This is a genomic window from Nesterenkonia suensis (assembly GCF_054782935.1).
The window spans coordinates 748,625-765,730 of record NZ_BAAGRN010000001.1 but is presented as its reverse complement, the minus strand read 5'-3'; the positions used below and the strand labels follow the sequence as shown (position 1 = coordinate 765,730).

20 protein-coding genes are annotated in these 17,106 nt (G+C 68.5%); 4 read left to right on the top strand and 16 right to left on the bottom strand.

Features of this window, described 5'->3' with window-relative positions; all coding sequences use genetic code 11:
* Positions 1-617: 617 nt before the first annotated feature.
* The 14 genes from ACYVKI_RS03290 to ACYVKI_RS03225 all read right to left on the bottom strand — a co-directional run bounded on the left by ACYVKI_RS03290 (position 618) and on the right by ACYVKI_RS03225 (position 8,912).
* Positions 618-1,454 (bottom strand): phage major capsid protein, encoded by an 837-nt coding sequence (locus ACYVKI_RS03290; RefSeq protein WP_460688907.1) that lies wholly within the window; start codon positions 1,452-1,454, stop codon positions 618-620.
* 194 nt (positions 1,455-1,648) lie between these two features.
* A complete protein-coding gene (locus ACYVKI_RS03285; protein WP_460688906.1) occupies positions 1,649-2,212 on the bottom strand; it encodes a hypothetical protein in 564 nt (187 codons plus the stop codon).
* Positions 2,205-2,552 (bottom strand): hypothetical protein, encoded by a 348-nt coding sequence (locus ACYVKI_RS03280; protein WP_460688905.1) that lies wholly within the window; start codon positions 2,550-2,552, stop codon positions 2,205-2,207. Before ACYVKI_RS03280 ends, ACYVKI_RS03285 begins: the two co-directional genes overlap by 8 nt.
* Complete coding sequence (locus ACYVKI_RS03275) at positions 2,549-2,704, bottom strand: hypothetical protein (RefSeq protein ID WP_460688904.1); 156 nt, start codon at positions 2,702-2,704, stop codon at positions 2,549-2,551. The genes ACYVKI_RS03280 and ACYVKI_RS03275 overlap by 4 nt, the downstream gene beginning before the upstream one ends.
* Positions 2,701-2,997, bottom strand: a complete 297-nt coding sequence (locus ACYVKI_RS03270; protein ID WP_460688903.1) for a hypothetical protein — start codon at positions 2,995-2,997, stop codon at positions 2,701-2,703. Before ACYVKI_RS03270 ends, ACYVKI_RS03275 begins: the two co-directional genes overlap by 4 nt.
* The gene (locus ACYVKI_RS03265) at positions 2,994-3,263 is read right to left on the bottom strand and encodes a hypothetical protein (protein WP_460688902.1); all 270 of its coding nucleotides are present in this window, start codon (positions 3,261-3,263) and stop codon (positions 2,994-2,996) included. Before ACYVKI_RS03265 ends, ACYVKI_RS03270 begins: the two co-directional genes overlap by 4 nt.
* Positions 3,260-4,384 carry an AAA family ATPase gene (locus ACYVKI_RS03260; protein WP_460688901.1) on the bottom strand — a complete coding sequence of 375 codons (1,125 nt, stop codon included), beginning with the start codon at positions 4,382-4,384 and terminating at the stop codon, positions 3,260-3,262. The genes ACYVKI_RS03265 and ACYVKI_RS03260 overlap by 4 nt, the downstream gene beginning before the upstream one ends.
* The gene (locus ACYVKI_RS03255) at positions 4,381-4,617 is read right to left on the bottom strand and encodes a hypothetical protein (RefSeq protein WP_460688900.1); all 237 of its coding nucleotides are present in this window, start codon (positions 4,615-4,617) and stop codon (positions 4,381-4,383) included. Before ACYVKI_RS03255 ends, ACYVKI_RS03260 begins: the two co-directional genes overlap by 4 nt.
* Positions 4,610-4,840 carry a hypothetical protein gene (locus ACYVKI_RS03250; RefSeq protein WP_460688899.1) on the bottom strand — a complete coding sequence of 77 codons (231 nt, stop codon included), beginning with the start codon at positions 4,838-4,840 and terminating at the stop codon, positions 4,610-4,612. Before ACYVKI_RS03250 ends, ACYVKI_RS03255 begins: the two co-directional genes overlap by 8 nt.
* On the bottom strand, positions 4,837-5,073 hold the full coding sequence (locus ACYVKI_RS03245) for a hypothetical protein (protein ID WP_460688898.1): 237 nt from the start codon (positions 5,071-5,073) through the stop codon (positions 4,837-4,839). The genes ACYVKI_RS03250 and ACYVKI_RS03245 overlap by 4 nt, the downstream gene beginning before the upstream one ends.
* 117 nt (positions 5,074-5,190) lie before the next feature.
* Positions 5,191-5,385, bottom strand: coding sequence for an excisionase family DNA-binding protein (locus ACYVKI_RS03240; protein WP_460688897.1), 195 nt, complete (start codon positions 5,383-5,385; stop codon positions 5,191-5,193).
* A 511-nt stretch (positions 5,386-5,896) separates the two neighbouring features.
* Positions 5,897-7,258, bottom strand: a complete 1,362-nt coding sequence (locus ACYVKI_RS03235) for a recombinase family protein (protein ID WP_460688896.1) — start codon at positions 7,256-7,258, stop codon at positions 5,897-5,899.
* Entirely contained in the window at positions 7,258-7,689 is a 432-nt protein-coding gene (locus tag ACYVKI_RS03230) for a type II secretion system F family protein (protein WP_460688895.1), read from the bottom strand. Before ACYVKI_RS03230 ends, ACYVKI_RS03235 begins: the two co-directional genes overlap by 1 nt.
* Positions 7,686-8,912: a CpaF family protein gene (locus ACYVKI_RS03225; RefSeq protein ID WP_460688894.1), complete on the bottom strand. Its 1,227-nt coding sequence runs from the start codon at positions 8,910-8,912 to the stop codon at positions 7,686-7,688. Before ACYVKI_RS03225 ends, ACYVKI_RS03230 begins: the two co-directional genes overlap by 4 nt.
* A 309-nt stretch (positions 8,913-9,221) precedes the next feature.
* Here ACYVKI_RS03225 and ACYVKI_RS03220 point away from each other — a divergent pair, with 309 nt between their 5' ends.
* From ACYVKI_RS03220 to ACYVKI_RS03205, 4 genes are all read left to right on the top strand, one after another.
* A complete protein-coding gene (locus ACYVKI_RS03220) occupies positions 9,222-13,223 on the top strand; it encodes an FtsK/SpoIIIE domain-containing protein (RefSeq protein ID WP_460688893.1) in 4,002 nt (1,333 codons plus the stop codon).
* Positions 13,224-13,294: 71 nt separating this feature from the next.
* Positions 13,295-13,954: a PepSY domain-containing protein gene (locus tag ACYVKI_RS03215; protein WP_460688892.1), complete on the top strand. Its 660-nt coding sequence runs from the start codon at positions 13,295-13,297 to the stop codon at positions 13,952-13,954.
* An 82-nt stretch (positions 13,955-14,036) separates the two neighbouring features.
* The gene (locus tag ACYVKI_RS03210; RefSeq protein WP_460688891.1) at positions 14,037-14,687 is read left to right on the top strand and encodes a PepSY domain-containing protein; all 651 of its coding nucleotides are present in this window, start codon (positions 14,037-14,039) and stop codon (positions 14,685-14,687) included.
* A 105-nt stretch (positions 14,688-14,792) separates the two neighbouring features.
* Positions 14,793-15,314 (top strand): MarR family winged helix-turn-helix transcriptional regulator, encoded by a 522-nt coding sequence (locus tag ACYVKI_RS03205; RefSeq protein ID WP_460688890.1) that lies wholly within the window; start codon positions 14,793-14,795, stop codon positions 15,312-15,314.
* Positions 15,315-15,385: 71 nt separating this feature from the next.
* Here ACYVKI_RS03205 and ACYVKI_RS03200 read toward each other — a convergent pair whose 3' ends face one another.
* Both ACYVKI_RS03200 and priA read right to left on the bottom strand, forming a co-directional pair.
* Complete coding sequence (locus tag ACYVKI_RS03200) at positions 15,386-16,333, bottom strand: SseB family protein (RefSeq protein ID WP_460688889.1); 948 nt, start codon at positions 16,331-16,333, stop codon at positions 15,386-15,388.
* Positions 16,330-17,091: a bifunctional 1-(5-phosphoribosyl)-5-((5-phosphoribosylamino)methylideneamino)imidazole-4-carboxamide isomerase/phosphoribosylanthranilate isomerase PriA gene (gene priA / locus ACYVKI_RS03195; protein WP_460688888.1), complete on the bottom strand. Its 762-nt coding sequence runs from the start codon at positions 17,089-17,091 to the stop codon at positions 16,330-16,332. The genes ACYVKI_RS03200 and priA overlap by 4 nt, the downstream gene beginning before the upstream one ends.
* Between the last annotated feature and the right edge of the window lie 15 nt (positions 17,092-17,106).

The window sequence follows — 17,106 nt, the reverse complement described above, 5'->3', positions numbered from 1 at the left end:
CCTCCTCTGACCCCACCCGCCAGAAAAGGTAAAACCCCCGGCGGTGCGAGTTTTCCTGCCCGGCGGCTGACATTCACGGCCCGGTAGGGGGTACCCCCACCCTTCTGTTGCCCCTGGTGGCTCATGCTGGCGTCGTGCGCCGCCCTGTGGCCTTGGTGCGTGCTCGTGTGGTGGCTGGTGCGGCGGCGTTGTGCTCGTCGCTCTGTGGAGCTCTGAGCGCTTCTGTGAGTGTCGTTCTGCTGGTGTTGATGGTTGCCGAGCTGGTCGTCTCGTGGCTCTGGTGAGTCTGTGCGGCGGTCGGCTGCTGTCGTCGCGTCGCTGCGGCTGTGGTGCAGGTCCGCGCTGTGCTGGTCCGCGGTGGAGTGTGGGCGGCTGTGAGGTGTCGCTGTGCGCTGTATCGATGAGTTCTGTTCACGCGCTCTGAGTGTTGTTGTCGATCCGTGGCGCGAGCTGCGGTCCGTCGGAGGCGGCGTTGTGCTGCGGGTGGTGGGGCATGAAGAGACCCCCAGACTCTCGGGCGTTGCGCCCATGGTCTGGGGGTCTCGCTTCCACCTTGACTGACTGGAAGTACCACCACCCCCATCATACCCCAGGGGGGTGTCATGAGGGGTGGGGTGTCAGGCGGCCGTCCCGGTGGTCAGCTTGCCCACACGCTCGGCGTGCTGCGGTGCCCAGCCGATGCGCCAGGTCACGCGGAGCCCCACCGAGTCGCTGTCGAAGTAGGCGTGCTCGCTGGTGGCGACGTTGACCTGTCCGGCGGCTGCGGCGATGGCCCGGGAGTCGATGACTGCGAGCTGATCGGCGGGCACCGCAGGGGAGGTGACAACGGGGACTCCAAGCAGTCGCTTGGCCTGGTCGTCGGTGCCTGCTCCAAGCAGGGACTCGTGGGAGTCGGTGGCGGTCTTGAGCTTGCGCAGAGACCCCCATGCGGTGGGGCTGGCGACGATGATGTCAGGCTCGCCGTTGTTCTGCTCGATGGTGGCGAGCAGGTCGGCCAGCGGGTCGAGGTCGGTGTCGATGGTGCCACCGTCGATGACGCCGGGGGCCTGCAGCACTCCGAGCAGTCCGGCGTTGTTGGTGCCGTCGGCGTTCATGAACTGTTCGTCGGCCTTGCGGGTGACTGCGCGGCGCACCGAGTTGTTGAGCAGGTTCGCGGTGTGCTCCTGCTGGTACTGGGCGCGGGAGATCCGCAGCAGCTGCGAGACGGCTCCGGTGGTGACGACGACCTCGTTCAGCGCGGGGTCCGCCTCGGGGATGGTGTTGCCCTCGACGACGAAATCAGCGGCGGCGTCGTCCACCCAGGGGACTCGCACGGCGGGTTCGTCACCGTTGATGGAGCCGTGCACGGTGGCGGCCTGCAGCAGCAGCGCCTCGGGTACGGCGTCGTCGGCGGCGATGGCTACCCGGTCCGGGGACCATGCCTTGTCACTGGTGTTCGTGGTGATGGTGGACATGAGCTGTCCTTTCCGGTGGCCTGCAGATGCGCGTACGGCCACCTAGCGATGATCGGTGTCATTGCCTGGTGGCCGCCGGGGCCTATCCGGGTTCCCCGCCTGTGAGAGGGGGAGAGCTGGGAGCGTGGTCCATGGCTCCGGGCCTGGACGGTGCTCCCAGCTCTCAGTCTATCTCAGAGGTCTGACACGCGGGGTCAGCTCTGGCGATTCTCCGGTGGTCTGAACGCGTCGGCCATGGTCTGTTTCTCGGGGCTGCTGGACCGCTGTTTGCCGCGGGCGGAGTCGAACCGTGTGCTGCGCTCGGCGAGTTCGGGCCGCTGCTGCAGCAACTCCGAGACGGTGGTCTCGATGGCGTCTGTGTCGGTGGTGCCGTCCTCGGTGACGTAGTCCTCCGCGGTGGTGCTGGTGAGCATGTAGACATCTGAGGGGCGGATGACGGCGCGGCCGTCGAGCGCTGCTGTCAGTGCGCTGGTGACGTTCTCGCCGCGGGCGGCCTGCAACTGCTGCTGGAGGTGGTCTCGCTGGGCCTCTGCGTCGCGGAGCCGCTGCCGGTAGCGCTTGGACTCCTGGCGGAGCTTGGACACTCGAGGATCGGTGTCGTCATCCTCCGGCGCGTCGTCCTGGTCGCCGTCGGTGTGGTCCACGGAGGCGTCAACGGGGTCCGTGTGGTCCTGCACTGCCTCGGGCGTCGTCGCGGGCTCCTGCTGGTGCTCCTCGGCGTGCTCGGTGGCCTCGGGTGTCTCGGTGGTCTCACTCATCGTTCGCGTCCTCCTGGTCGTCGTGGATGTCGTGGGCGGCCTCGGCGACGACGCGGGCGGCCTCGCGGGTCAGGGCCGCGATGGTGGTGTCACGCCCTGCCGTGTCTTCGGTGGACTCGCCCTGCTCGATGAGCTGGGCGGCGCAGTCGCCGAGGCGGTCGGCGATGCTGATCAGTGCCACCAGCAGATGCAGAGGGTTGTTTGCCTCAGCGTCGAGGTAGTCCATGCTCAGCATGTCCCCGATGTCCTCAATGCGCCGCTCTCGGAAGGCGTGCATGATGCCCTCGGCGCGCAGTGCGGCGGCCGGGGTGGTGGTGAACCAGTCTGTGTTGGTGCTCATCGTGTGGTGTCTCCATTCGGCTGCTGGTGGGCGGTGCCCTGGTGCTCTGCCAGACGCTCGGCCCGTCTGTCTCGGGGGTGGATGATGTGGTCCTCGTCGTGGGGGACCGCAGTGGGCAGTGGGGTCTCGGGTGTGCCGTCTGCGCTGCTCATTGGGCGGCCTCCTGCTGTTCGATCATGTGGCGGATATCAGTACGGGTCAGACCTTGTAGGTCGTCCTCGTCGGCGGCGAGTCCGCGGCGCACTGCCAGTGCGGCCAGCTGGGGGCGTTTCAGCTTGTCGAGCTCCGGCACCGGCTCCCGCTGTGCTGCCGTCTCTGGTGCTGCGGCCTCGGCCTGCCGGGGTGTGTCGGTCTTGTGGGCTCCACAGAGGGGTTCGGGGGCCGTGGGGGCTGTGGTTGGTAGGTAGATGACCTGTCCGCAGGCGCGGCATCGGATGATTCTCATGCGTCCTCCCGGTCGGTAGTGGTGAGGCCGTCGCAGTCGGTGGCGTCGGCGGTGGCCTCGTGTGTGAGTCGCCAGCGTCCGGCCAGGGTGGGTAGGTGCTTGCCGTGCTGTTCGGCGACGTCGGCGAAGATGAGCACGATGGTGTCGACCATGGCGACGCCTCCCATGCGCAGAAGCTCCTCGCGGGCTTCGGCATCGGCTGTGTCCCATAGCTGCATGTACCCCAGTGCGTCGCGGATTGATGCGGGGGTGATGTTGTGGCTCATGAGTCGATGCCTCCTCGGGCCTTGTCGAGCTTCACGATGCGTCCGGTCCAGTTCGGTTCAGCGCCACAGTGGTCGTCCAGACCCCCTGAAAGGTGTGTAAGGTCTGCAAGATCGGAGGCGGACTCTTCCCCGAACCTTGCAGAACTTTCACTTCTTACAGGGGTGTAGAGACCTCGACCGGCTCGGGCGATCCGCTGCGCCTTCACCGCACGAGTGAGGCACACGTCCACAACACTCGCGGGGAGACCCGCCTCCAAGATGAGGTCGCCGCGCTTGATCCCGTCGGGGTGCTGGTAGACGACACCGACGATGGTGCTCATGTCGTCGCCTACTCCGTCGGTGGCCTCGCGCTGCTGGACGGCCTGCGCGGCCTCGGCGAGCGTGGAGCCCTCTAGCGTCCATCGGCCTTCTGCGAAGTTCACCGCGTACTGACCTTCTGCGGCGTCCCGGCTGGTGACGTTCAGCGTCCCTGCGCCGTCGTGACGATCACGGGTCAGCGTGATGATGGTGTCCGCTGCCCCGGCGATGCCCTGCGTGCCAGACACGGACTCGACGAAGTCGCCGCCGTCGCCCTTGCTCTTCCGGGTGTGGTGGACCAGCACCAGGGATGCGCCGGGGGTGCTGTCGGCTGCGGCCTTGAGCTGTCCCAGCTGTGAGTAGTCGTGCCCGTACTGGTCCGAACCGGAGTAGACGGGTCTGATCTTCTGCAGGGTGTCGATGATGATCAGCGGTCGCTCAGAGCCTCGGCGCTCCAGGTAGGCGAGGATGGTCTCTACGGGGTTCGCGGTCAGCTCGGTCAGGAACTCCAGGTCCGCCGAGCCGAGGGCACAGCCCAGAATCCGTAGGCGGGACTGCAGTCGTCTCGGTCCGTCCTCCAGCGCTGCGTACAGCACAGGCCGACGCTCAACTGTCACCGATCCCAGGGCGAAGCCGCCTACGGAGACATTGAGCGCCACGTCCAGCACCAGCCAGGATTTGCCGAGCTTCGGGGGCGCGACGATCACGACGGTCCCCTCTGGGATGATGCCCTCTACGGCGTACTGGATCGGCGGGAACTGCTGGTCCATGAGCCATTCTGCGGAGAACGCGCCGCTCAGCGGATCAGTCTCAGTTGCTGTCATGCTGCCTCCCGTCGTGTGCGGCCCTGCGTCCGTGCCCGGTGTGCGCGTAGGGACTTGATCTTGTCCTCGGCGGGGAAGGGGTTCAGACGGGCCTGTTCGGCCTGGAACGCCAGTTGCTCGTCGGTGAGCTGTGCGCGGCCAAGGCGGACGCCCTGAGCAACTCCGAAGTGATAGCCGGTCTGGTAGATCGAGACCTCGCGCTCACTGCTGGGGGCCGGGAGCATTTCAGTCATGGGCACCGCCTTCCGGATCGACCGGCACCAGGCGGCAGAGGCGGATCGTGGCGTCACAGCCGCGTTCCTGGGCCCGCCTCACGGCCCGCTGTGCGCTGGCCAGGGTCAGATGCACCCGGCGCTGGTAGCGGGGCGATCCGTCTGCCGTGCGGACCTGTGAGACCACAACCGGCAGGTCTGTCAGGGTCTCGTCGGCAACCTGGACGATGTGTGTTTCCGTCATGCCGCTACCTCCTCGGCGTGGGCGATGACCTCGGCGAGCTCGGCAGTCTCGACGCCGAGCACCTCCGCGGCCTTGAACACGTCGTCGGCGATCTTCCCGAGCGACGGCCAGGTCCTCCGGGTGGTGCTGTTCGCCCGGAACGCGAGGTTCAGCAGAACCGACTTCTGCGTGGGGCTCAGGTCGGGGATGGAGTATGCCCACTCCATCCGCTCGTACGGGTTCGTGGACTTCATGCGGCGGCTCTCTGTTCTGAGGTTGTGGTGAGGAGTGCTCGGACTTGGGTCCGCTGCTGCTCGGTGGGCGGCGGGGCCTCGTCGAGGAGCTTTGCGACGTGGTCGCGGATGCTGAGATCAGTCACGGCTGTGGTCTCCCTGCAGGGCGGCGATTGCTTCGTCGGGGTCGATGCGGACTGTCCGCGGTCCGAGGCGAATGTGGGGGATGGTGCCGTCGTGGACGAGCTGCCGGATCAGCTTGGGGTGGACGTTGAAGCGGACGGCCAGCTGTTCCGGGCTGACTCGTCCGGGGGTCTCTTCGGTCGTGGTCACGGGAACCTCCCTTAACTAGATGCGCCCCCGACCGGATCGGTCAGGGGCGTTAAGTAGGTCGAGCCCCGTCACGTGTGTGGCGGGGCTCGCTTGGGCATAGAAAAAGGGCCGACCGTGTGGGGTCAGCCCTCGGGGGTCATGCAGTTGTTTGGCGCGTCGACTTGGCTTTCTCGGCCGTAGGGCCGGCGTCCGTCGACGTCTTGGGTTGGGGACACAGGTGCCCCCTTAGCCTTTCTACGCTCGCGGCGGACGCGAGCCGGGCGCAACTACTCTCATGCCCGCCGAGGGACGAACCCAAGGGTGTACGGGCGCTGCGAACAGTTGCGCGGCCTGCATCGGGTGATAGGCATAACCCTCCCGACTGCCCGCCGAGACGCGAACGTCAGGGATATACGGGCCTGTTGCGACGTTATCCACGTCTGACAACCTAGTTAGATACTAGGGGACAGCTGGTGATTCAGCAACCGATAAGGGGACGCAGCGACCATTGTGGCGGTCTCGCTGGGGCGGGTCAGTTTCGCACCACTATGTCGACGTCTTCGGGGATGAACCGCTTGGAGCCGGGCCGGGAATGCGGCTTGACGATGACGCGCACGAGCGCCTTCACAACTCCCCTCCGCCGGTGGAGGTCGAGAGAGTCCCAGACGGCGCGTATATCCTCGGCGTCCGCCAGGGCCTCTAGTCCTGGGGCTTTCGAGGACGCGGCCAATTGCTGGTTGATCTCCTCCATCTGTTCTCGCAGTCGTTCGTTGGCTGCCCGTAGTTGAGGCGCGGTCAGCTCTCCATCGGCGAACTCCGTTCCGAGCTGAGCCTCGCGCTTCCTCAGAACCTCGGCCTTAGCGACCAGGACCTCTCGGTCGGGCGCGTCGGGCTGTGGGGCGGCGGCGAGTCCGTGGCGCTGGATGTAGCCGAGGACGAACTCGGTCACCATGACGTCGAGGGCGTCGGCTTTCCGGGAGACGTGCCCGGTAGTGGGACAGGTGTAGTAGCGGACCTTGTCATTACGGTTCTTCGAGCGGAGGCCCGCCCCGCAGATACCGCACTCGGCGACGGTGGACAGGAGATGTTTCACGCGATTGTGTCCCGGCCCGACCCTGCGATGCTGCATCATCGACACAGCCGCCTCCCAGGTGTCTCGCTCCACCAGCGCCGGCCACTGCGCTTCTGTGCCGGTCAGCTGTCCCTTGTACTGGGCCAGGCCCGCATAGCGCGGATTCTGTAGCACTCGACGGACGCCGCCTTGGGTCCACTCGTAGCCGCGTGTCGTGCGGATGCCCTGTGCGTTGAGACGACGGGCCAGCTCGTGCTGTGGGACACCGGCGAGGAAGTCGGCGTACATGCGCCGTACGGCTTCGGCCTCCCGAGGTTCGGGGGTGACCTTGTCCTTGCAGTATCCGAATGGTCGTTCAACGCCCCACGGCTTGCCCTGCTCGGCGCGTTGTTTCGCGGCGCGTTTCTGTCTGAATGACTTCATCTCGACTTCCCCGCGAGAGAATGCGGCCTTCGTTCGGGCGAACGTGCGCCCGTTGACTGTCGTCAGGTCCGCCTCTCCGTTAGCCGTCACCAGGGCTAGGCCGGACCTTTCGGCGGCGTCGATCCAGTCCTCGAGTTGCCGGGGCTGTCGGGTCAGGCGGTCGAGGTCGAAGCACACCAGGGCGTCGAACTTGCCCGCAGCGTAGTCCTCGCGCAGTTGTTCGTAGGCGGGACGCTTCACCGACTCTTTGTAGGCTGAGAGACTGTTGTCGGAGTAGACGCCTGCCAGGGTCCAGCCTCGGCGCTCGACAATGGCGCGGCAGTCCTCTTCTTGTCGCTGGACGCCGAACTCGTCGCCGTGGCGGTCGTACGACAGTCGGGTGTAGATCGCGGCTCGCATTACTTCATCATACGTCTACTTGACATGCGTGATTGCATGATGGCCTCCGGAAGAGACATTCCTGCCCGCACGGCCGACCGCAGGTGGTCCACGACATCGGGCCAGATCTCTCGCAGCATCGCCCGGCGTCTGGCCGCCTGCCAACGCAGCACCACGACAGGGACGGCGGCGGCGAACAGGGCGAAGCACAGCGCGACCGGCACAGCGGCGGTCAGCAGCATCACCAGCAGGAAGGCGACCAGCGCACAGGCCACGATGGCCGTCACGACTCCGGAGACTCCCACCCGTCGGTGGCCGGCTTCGGCGAGCAGCCGGCGCAGGCGCCCCGGGCGCCTCAGGCCACCGCGGATCCTGACCGGCCGGCGCGGCCACCATGACCACCAGATCAGCAGCAGGCCCATCCCCAGCGCCGTCCCCCACAGCAGGCTCATCCCAGCACCCCGGCACGCCTGAGCTGACGGCGCCCGTCCTCCGTGAGCTTAGGCAGCTCGAAGGCCGCGCTCGGGCTGATCTCGAGCTCCCCACCGGTCCGGGCGAACAGGGTCGAGGTCTCGATGCGTTCAGCCTCCACCCGTGACCCCACGGCCACGATCTGCTCCACCTGCCGCTGTCCTTGCCCGTCACGCGCACAGTGGACCACCAGGTCCACGCAGGAGGCCACCGTCGGCACGATGAAGCCCCGGCCGATGTTCTCCCCGGCCAGCAGCGGAAGCGTGCAGATCTTGGTCAGAGCTTCATGGGCACCGTTGGCATGGACAGTGGCCATGCCTGGGAGTCCACTGTTGAGTGCGATGAGCATGTCCAGACTCTCCGCCTCACGGACCTCACCGACGATCAGCCGATCGGGACGCATGCGCAGCGCTTCCTTCACGAGGCGCCGCAACGGGATCTCCCCCTGGTTCTCCAGATTCGGCTGGCGGCACTGAAGACCCACGACATCACGCAGCGGAAGCTGCAGCTCGAAGATCTCCTCGACGGTGATGACGCGCTCCCGAGGGCCTATGGCAGAGGCCAGACAGTTCAGCAGGGTCGTCTTTCCCGCCTGCGTGGCGCCGGAGACCAGCACATTCATCCCGCTGGCCACGCAGACCTCGAGGAACCGCGCCGCAGCCGGTGACAGGGAGCCGAGATGCACAAGGCCGTCCAGACTCGAGGCCCTCGCGATGAACTTACGAATGTTGACGGCCCAGTGGCGCCGAGTGATGTCCGGGATCACCACATGGAGGCGGGAGCCGTCCGGCAGCGCCGCGTCCACGAACGGCGACGACAGGTCGAGACGACGCCCGGAGGTCTTGAGCATGCGCTCCACGAGATCACGGACCCGCTCCTCCGTGAGGGTGATCGAGGTCAGCTCCGAGCGTCCGCCTCGAGCGACGAAGACCTCCTGCGGTCCGTTGATCCAGATCTCCTCGACGGTGTCGTCCTCGAGCAGGGGTTGGAGCTCCCCGAACCCTGCCACCGAGTCCACGACGTGCTTGACCGCTGCGTCGAGGCCACCGATCAACGGCAGGGCGCTGACCATGGATCGCCTGTCGTACTCATTGACGGCCGTTTCGACCAGCTCCCGCAGACCACCCCGGTCTTCGGACGGGTCCAGTCCGCGAAGACGGACCTGCTCCCGCACCTCCTCCTCCACGATGGCCAGAGCCTCCACGCCTCACTCCCCCTCGTTCTCGTGCTCTGCGTGCTGTGTTCGCACACCTGGTGAGCCTCGTACCGAGGGCCACATGGCGACTCACCCGCCGTCGCGGCCCGGCCCGCTCCCAGTGGCCTTCACAGGGCAACACCCTAGCCAGCAGGGGGCACCGGGACCAGATAGATGACACAGCTTGTGGATAACCACACGCGACAGGAGCCTCTCCCCGCGTTATCCACAGGCTCCTCATCGATGGGCGCCCTGGTGGGCTTCTGGCACATACGCTGGGCCCGCTGAGGCATTCACCGACGCCGCTGAGGAGGAAGAATGTCGTTGACCCTGACAGTTGCCCTGACTCCCGGCGCTCTGTGCCAGCAGCGGTGGGACATCCTGCGGCGCTCTGCGCCGGGGCATGGCGCATATGACGCCAGACTTCGGGTGCAGGGTGCGTCCCGGCCCTCCGGCGAGCAGCTGGAAGACGCTCTGCTCACCTGGGTGGGCACGTCCTCCGGGGCCCTCCGGGCCTCAGTCAACGGCCACCCCCTGGCGACAGTGCCCTCCGGATCCCCCCGCATCCACCCCGGCATGGTGGTGGTCCTCCACCCTGCGGACTCGCCGACGGCGAAGAACGGCTCAGAGAGGGGCCCCGCGGGAGGTCGTGGCGCTCACCTGCCCCTGCAGCTCTGTGTGGACGAAGGCCCCGACGCCGGCCGCCTCATCCCCCTGACCCGGGGAAGCCATGCCGTCGGCAGGGGGCCGGTGGACATCTCGCTGGCCGATCCCGGGATCGGCCGGGAGCACTGCACCATCGCCGTCGGCGCCCGCGCCGTGACCGTCTCGTCCACCCACCCCGCCCAGGACCGCCGGTCGAAGCACCGACAGGCTCCGTGGACGAACCGTGAACCGCTTCAGATCGGCGACTCCGTCCTGCGGCTGGTGACCGAGAGTCCCGCTCCTGCCTCGCCGAGCTCCTGGCCTCCTCCTCAAGTGCCGGTGGGTGAGGATCCTCCCGAGGGCAAGCACCGAATGATGCTGCTCATGGCCTGCGTCCCCCTGGTGATCGGCATCGTGCTGGTGTTCGTCACCGGAATGTGGTTCTTCCTGCTGTTCAGCGCCGTGTCCGCGCTGGTGGCTGCGGCCACGATGGCTGACGCAGCCCGCCGCCGTCGTCGCTTCCGCGCGGCGGTGGACACGGCGGCCTCCCAGTGGGCCGACCTGGCTGACGCGCAGTTGGACACCCCCGGTGTGCTCATCCGCAGGCTCCGTGCGACCGGCCCGGACGACGGCGCACCGGTCAGCTCCTCGCCGCAGGAGCAGACCCCCTCCGCCGACGACATCTCGTCCCCGACAGCGCCAGTGGTGCGTCTGGGGCACGGCGTGGTGGTACCGGTGGTGGATGTGCCCACCACGACCCGACGGCAGGAGGAGGTCTACGTCCATTGCAGCGTCGGGATGTCGCTGCGGCCCGGCGAACAGGTGACGATCCATGGCCCTCGACGCGCCGCCCGGCGCCTGCTGCGCTGGATTCTCGTCCAGCTCGTCGTTCGAGAGGCTGCATCCCGCCCTGCGGTCCACGTGGTCGGGGATCCTGCCCGCTGGTCGTCGCTCCTGGAGGACCATGGTGTGGCCTTCCACTCCCCCGATGAGGCCTTCACCGACATCCTCGCCGCTGCCCAGGCACCGGGCGTCCTGGTGGCCGAGGCGTCGGTCACCGCAGAGGTCCTCGATCAGGCACTGCGCCACCGATGGTGCGTCCTCGCCGTCCATCCCCCCGAATCCGCACCAGTCCCATGGCGCGATCGATCCGGATGGGACATCGACCTCGACGACGGCATGCTTCGTCGCAGCCCCAGCTCCACGAGCGTCCCTTCCGACGCCCCGGGAGACTCGACGGAGGCCGCCGCAGCCGCGCCGGCGCCCGGGCGGGCCCACGGACTGGTGGTCGACGGTCTGTCCCGCACGAGCATGGAGGAGCACCTGCGCCTGGCCCTGCCCCACTGCGCGGTACTCGACGTCGAGGGAACCGTTCCGGACCGTCTGGAGATCCCGCTGCCGTCCAAGATGCTCACACAGTCCGCCGCTGATTCCCTGGTCTCGGTGCTGGGCCGCAGCGTCTCCGGCGAGGAGCCCCTGGACCTGGTGGAGGACGGGCCGCACATTCTGCTCGCCGGGACCTCCGGCTCGGGAAAGTCCGAGCTGCTCAAATCCCTGATCCTGGGTTGGGCCGCCCGGTACAGCCCCGAGGAGCTCTCCCTGGTGCTCTTCGATTTCAAGGGCGGTGCCACCTTCCAGCACCTGGCCGAGCTGGAGCACTCCCTGGGGCTGATCACCGATCTCTCCCAGGCTCAGGCGGAACGCACCTTGGCAGGCATCCGTTCGGAGCTGGTGCGACGCGAGCGGCTGTTCCTGGACGCCGGGGCCGGGGACTACCCCGAATACCGTCGGCTTCGGCCGGCTGAGCCGCTGGCGAGGATCCTGGTCGTCATCGACGAGTTCCGCATCTTCTCCCATGAGTTGCCGGAGACCATGGACGAGCTCATGCGGCTCGCCACGCTGGGACGCTCACTGGGCCTGCACCTGGTGCTCTCGACCCAGCGTCCGCAGGGCGTGGTCACCGCAGACATCCGCGCCAACATCGGCAGCATCGTCACCCTGCGGCTGCGCAGCGAGGACGAGTCTCGCGATCTGGTGGGCACTGTGGAAGCCGGCAGGCTTCCCCGCCACCTGCCCGGCCGGGGGATCCTGCGCCGCCCCGGTGAGCCGCCGATCCTCTTCCAGACTGGTCTGCTGACCAGCGCAGAAGAGGAGCTGACCCTGATTCCGGTCCGATCCCGTCATGCCCCAGAGGCGGGGACCGCGACCGGCGGCGCGGCCACCCGCGACGTGGTCCAGGCTCTCGATCGAGCCTGCCGGGCGGCGGGCAGATCGCGTCGTCACACTCCCCTGCTGCCTCCGCTCGTCGAGGAGCTCGACCCCGCCACAGCCCGCGGAACCGCCGAGGGCCCACCAGTGCTGGGACGGCTGGATCTCCCGCCAGAGCAGGACCAACGGCCCCTGTGGTGGGACCCGGCCCGCGACGGCAGCCTGGGCCTGATCGGTGAGGGCGGCTCCGGAGGTCGAGAGGCCGTCGTCGCCCTGGCCTCTCAGCTGCTCAGCGACCCCTGCGGGCCCGATCATCCCGGATGGGAGGTGCACCTGCTCGACGGTGACCGCTCCCTGCAGCAGTTCGCCGACCGTCCCGGGCTGGGCAGCTGGCTCACCGACGAGCACGCCGCAGAGGTGGACCACCTGCTGCAGCGGCTCCAGGAGGAGCTCACCGCCCGGCGCACCCGCGGTCTGCGAGACCGCACCGACGACTCCGAGATCGTGGTGCTCATCAGCGGCTATTCCCAATGGCACCAGGCCGCCCAAGGGCCGGCCGGCGGGATGATGGAACATCTGCTGGGCACCCTCATCAGCGAGGGAGCCGACGTCGGGATCTCCGTACTCCTCGCAGGCGGTCGCGAGCTGGCCAGCGGCAGGGTCGGTTCTCGGCTGCCACGTCGGGTGTATCTGCCGCACGGCGTCTCCCAGGACACCCGGATGCTGTGGCCGAAGCTGCGACCGGTGGACCCCATCCCGGGCCGCGGCGTCCTCCTCGACGCTGAGCACCCCTCCCCTGGCACGGAGATCCAGCTGGTGACCGTCCCCGCGCCGGATCCGCCGGCGCGGACCTCGGTCGGCGCCGGGGACCCACGGATCAGGCGACCACAGATCACCGTGCACCCCCTGCCTGAGCTCATCCGGCTCGACCAGGTGCGCCAGACCGCGGACACGGTGCCGGGCGCTGCCGGGGCAGGTTGCGCCGTGATCGGGGTGGAGCAGTTCACCCGGCGACCGGTGGCGTGGGACGATGCCGCGGTCACGCTGATCCTCGGCGCCGCGGGCACGGGACGGTCCAACTGCCTGGAGGTGCTGGCCCAGCAGCTCGACGACGCCGTGCTGCTGAGCTCGGCGACGGCCTGGTCCGACGGTCCAGGAGCACAGACGGTGCTGCTGGACGACGCGGACCGACTGGGGCCCGAGAAACACCGGATCATCGACCAGTGGATCCAGTCGGGGACGCGGGTGGTCGGCACGGCGCAGCCCAGCAGCGCGCTGTACTCGCAGATCCCCTGGTCACACCACGCACGGTCCTCCCCTGCGAATATGCTGCTGAGCCCCCTCCACCGGTCTCAGGCGGACTTCTTCGCGGTGAACGTCCCGGTGCTCCCGCGCCCCATCCCCGGCCGGGCCGTCCACCTGCGACCGGAAGGTCCCCGGATGGTCCAGTGGGCCCTTTCGGGCTGAACCGCCTGATCGGTGGAGCTGGTGAGCAGACGTCCAGGATCCATGAAGGTCGCGACGATAGAGATGGAGTCATGCGCAGTACATCCCGCAGCTCTGCCGCCCTGGTCGCGATCGCCGTCTCGGCGAGTCTGCTGGCCGGCTGCGGCTCCCCTGACGACACTCCCGACCCGCCCGAGGCGGCCGACGAGGAGGGCACCCTCGCTCCCTCGCACGAACCCTCGGCGGAGCATCCCCACGACGTCGATGACATCGACTTCACCCTCGACGTGGCGCTTCAGGCGGTCAACACCGCGGTGGATGCGGAGGAGGGCAAAGCAGTCGCCTTCGACAAGACCGGTGCGGATGAGCGTGGCATGAGCGTCGAGGTCCTGGTCGGCGGAGAGGAGATCCGCATCGTCGTCACCGATCCGGAGGGCACCGCTGAGTCCGAGACCCACGACGGCGGTGCGGCAGACGAGGACCTGCAGGCTCGGGCCGCCGAGGCCGACGTCCCCCTGCTGCGCGCCATGCAGATCGCCCGCACCGAATCCTCGGGTCTGGTCCTCAGCGCCCAGCTGGAGGACCGTGACGGGGAGCTCATCGTCTGGAGCATCACGGTGGAAGGTCCGGACTCCGAGAACACCGTGATCATCGACGCACGCAACGGCGCCATCGTGCCGGAGGGACCCAGCCCCGTGGAGGAGAACAACATCGGCGGCGACCCCGACACCATGGACGACGACACCGACTGACGAGCCCGACTGACGAGCCCGGGTCGTGGTGTGCGCGACCCGCTCCCGCATCCACCGGAGCACATCCCTGAAGGAGATCAGCATGCCCCTGCCCATGACCCCGACCTCCCGGCTGCTCGCCCCCAGGACGGTCACCGGAGCGTCCGTGGCGACGCTGATGGCGCTGTCGCTGACCGCCTGCGGACCGGATGACCCTGCCGAGGAGGGGGAGGACACGACGGTGACGATCGGCGAAGACAGCGACGCCGGGGACGACACTGCTGAGGACACCACTCAGGACGGCTCTGACGACGGCACTGACGACGCAGCGTCCTCAGACTCCGCCGACGCTGACCACCCGGCCTATGGTGGGCTCGACACCGTCCAGGCCGAGCACCCCGACGGGGTGGTCTTCGCGGTGGAAGCCGACGACGGCCTCTACGAGTGGCACGTTCTCGTCGAGGGAGTGGAGCGCGAGGTCCACACGGACCAGGCGACCGGGGAGATCGTCCATACCGAGGACGACGACGCCCCGGACGGTGACGACCTGCGGGAGATCGAGGCGATCCAGGTCGACTTCGCCGAGGCTCTGCGAGCCGCCGAGGAGCACGCCGATGACGCCTCCGGGGTCTTCATCGACGAGGCCGAACTCGACACCGAGGACGGCGTCGTCGTCTGGGAGATCGAGCTCGACAATGGCCACGACCTCATGGTGGACGTCACCTCGGCCGAGGTCCTCGACGTGGACGACTGAGGCCGTCGTCGGGCGGGCATCGCGACATCCTGGTGTCCCCTCGGGTGCCGTAGACTGAGCGGACTCGCATCACCCGCACGACCGACGCACGCAGGAGGTGGCCGCGTGACCGCCGTCGAAGGCCACAGCGCCCCAGGGAACTCTACGGAGGCCCGTCCCCCGGCCCGGGACCTCACCGGGTCCTCTCCGAAGGCACGCGCCTGGCGCACGTTCGTGGAGACCGCTGCGACCATCAATGTGAAGATGGAGAAGCGCCTTCACGCCACCACAGGTCTGCGCCTCGCCGACTACAACCTGCTGCTGGTCCTGTCCGAGGCGGAGGGAAACCAGCTGCGCATGGGTGAGCTCGCCGAGCGGATGATCTTCTCTCCGTCCCGGCTGTCCTACCAGGCCAAGTCGTTGCAGGCCCGGGGCCTCATCACCCGGTGCGCCGATCCTTCCGACCGCCGCGGAATGACTGCGGCTCTCACCGATGAGGGTCGACGGATCTTCCAGGAAGCCTCCCAGGTCCACGCCCAGCACATCCGGCAGATATTCCACGACTCCGTCGACGACGCCGAGGCCGCCTCGCTGCAACAGATCTGCCATCAGTTGCTGGCGACCGCCAGGGAGACCGAACTGCGGTGACGCCCTGACCCTGACGATCCGCGCGATGTCACCGAGAGCGGACAGTGCCGCCGGTGCCGCCGCCTGAGCCGTCAGCCGGATTCGCGGGCGAGCACGACCTCCACCGAGTCGGCGCGCTCGGCCAGCACCTCCAGGTGCTCCAGGGACGCCTGCACACTGGCCAGCGCCAGGCGCGCGTCGACCGCATCCAGTCCGGGCTCGAGCACCACACCGATGCTCAGCTCCGGGCCGCTTCCACCACCGGAGACCGGGTCACCAGAGGCGGTCACCGTGCCCACGCCCTTCCCCGGTGCCATGACCAGACGGGTCACTCCGAGACACTGCCCCACGATCCCTTCCAACGCGGAAGCGACCTGCGGGCACTGGTACGACGGTGTCCACGGTGCACCCTGGGCGAGAGCCACCACGGCCGGGCGGCGCAGCACGAAGGTCAGCTCAGCTCCGGGATCCACCACGACCAGCTCGGCGCTCTCCCCGAGCGCGGCGAGCATGACCCGTTCGGCCTCGGCGGCCACCGGACGCGCCTCAGGATGCCAGGCGGTCAGCGCCTCCACCGAGGTGAAGGCCGGCATCGTGGAGCGCCCGGAGGCCGAGGTGATGCTCACCAGCGCGATGTCAGCTTCCTTGTCCCCGGCCGGGGCGCCGTCGTGGGCCTGCCCCTGATCCGCGACCGTGGCGATCACCGGGACGAACAACCGTTCGCCCCGCAACGCATTGACGAACCCGGCCTCGTCCAGTGCGCCATCGAGCAGCCCGTCGCGCGCCGCGGCGACCTGTCGGGTGATCCGGCCGTCGTCACCGTCGAAGGTGTGCAGCGGGTTCCCGTCCCCGGAGAGGTCCCGCCCGTCCCAGGGAATCCCGGCGGAGTCCCCGGCCCGGCCGTCAGCGGTACTCGACTGGCGGGCCAGCAGGTTCGCAATGTGCGCGGGCAGCGCACGGCCCGAGGTCTCAGCGGCGCCGTCCCGGGACGCGGAGTGGCCCCGCTGGCTCTGGTGGTGCTCGCCCTGGTGGTGCGTCATGCCGAGGCGGAGGCCGCCTTCAGCGCCTCGGGGAAGGTGAATCGTCCGGCATAGAGCGCCTTGCCCATGATTGCGCCCTCCACACCGTGGGAGACCATCTGCGCCAGCGCCGAGACATCCTCGACGGAGGAGATCCCGCCGGAGGCCACCACCGGCTTGGCCGTGCGGCGGCAGACCTCAGCGAGCAGCTCGGTGTTCGGGCCGCGCAGCGTGCCGTCCTTGGTGACATCGGTGACCACATACCGTGGGCAGCCGGCCTCCTCCAGCCGCTCCAGCACCTCCCACAGGTTCCCGCCCTCCTGCGTCCAGCCGCGCGCCGCCAGGGTCTCGCCCCGGACGTCGAGCCCCACTGCGATGGCCTCGCCATGGCGCTCGATGGCTCGAGCCGTCCACTCCGGGTCCTCCAGCGCGGCCGTGCCCAGGTTGACCCGGGTGGCCCCGAACTCGAGGGCCCGGTCGAGGGACTCATCGTCACGGATGCCGCCGGAGAGTTCGATCCTGATGTCGAGCTCCCGCACCACGCGGGCCAGGACATCGCGGTTGTGCCCGCGGCCGAAGGCCGCATCCAGGTCCACCAGGTGGATCCACTCTGCTCCCTGCTGCTGCCAGGTCAGTGCGGCCTCCAGCGGGTCGCCGTAGCCGGTCTCGGAGCCCGCCTCCCCCTGGACCAGGCGGACGGCTTGACCGTCAGCGACGTCGACGGCGGGCAGCAGCTCCAGGGCGGGCACTGTGGCGGTCTCGGGGGCGTTCTCGGCCATGGCGTCGGGTCTCTC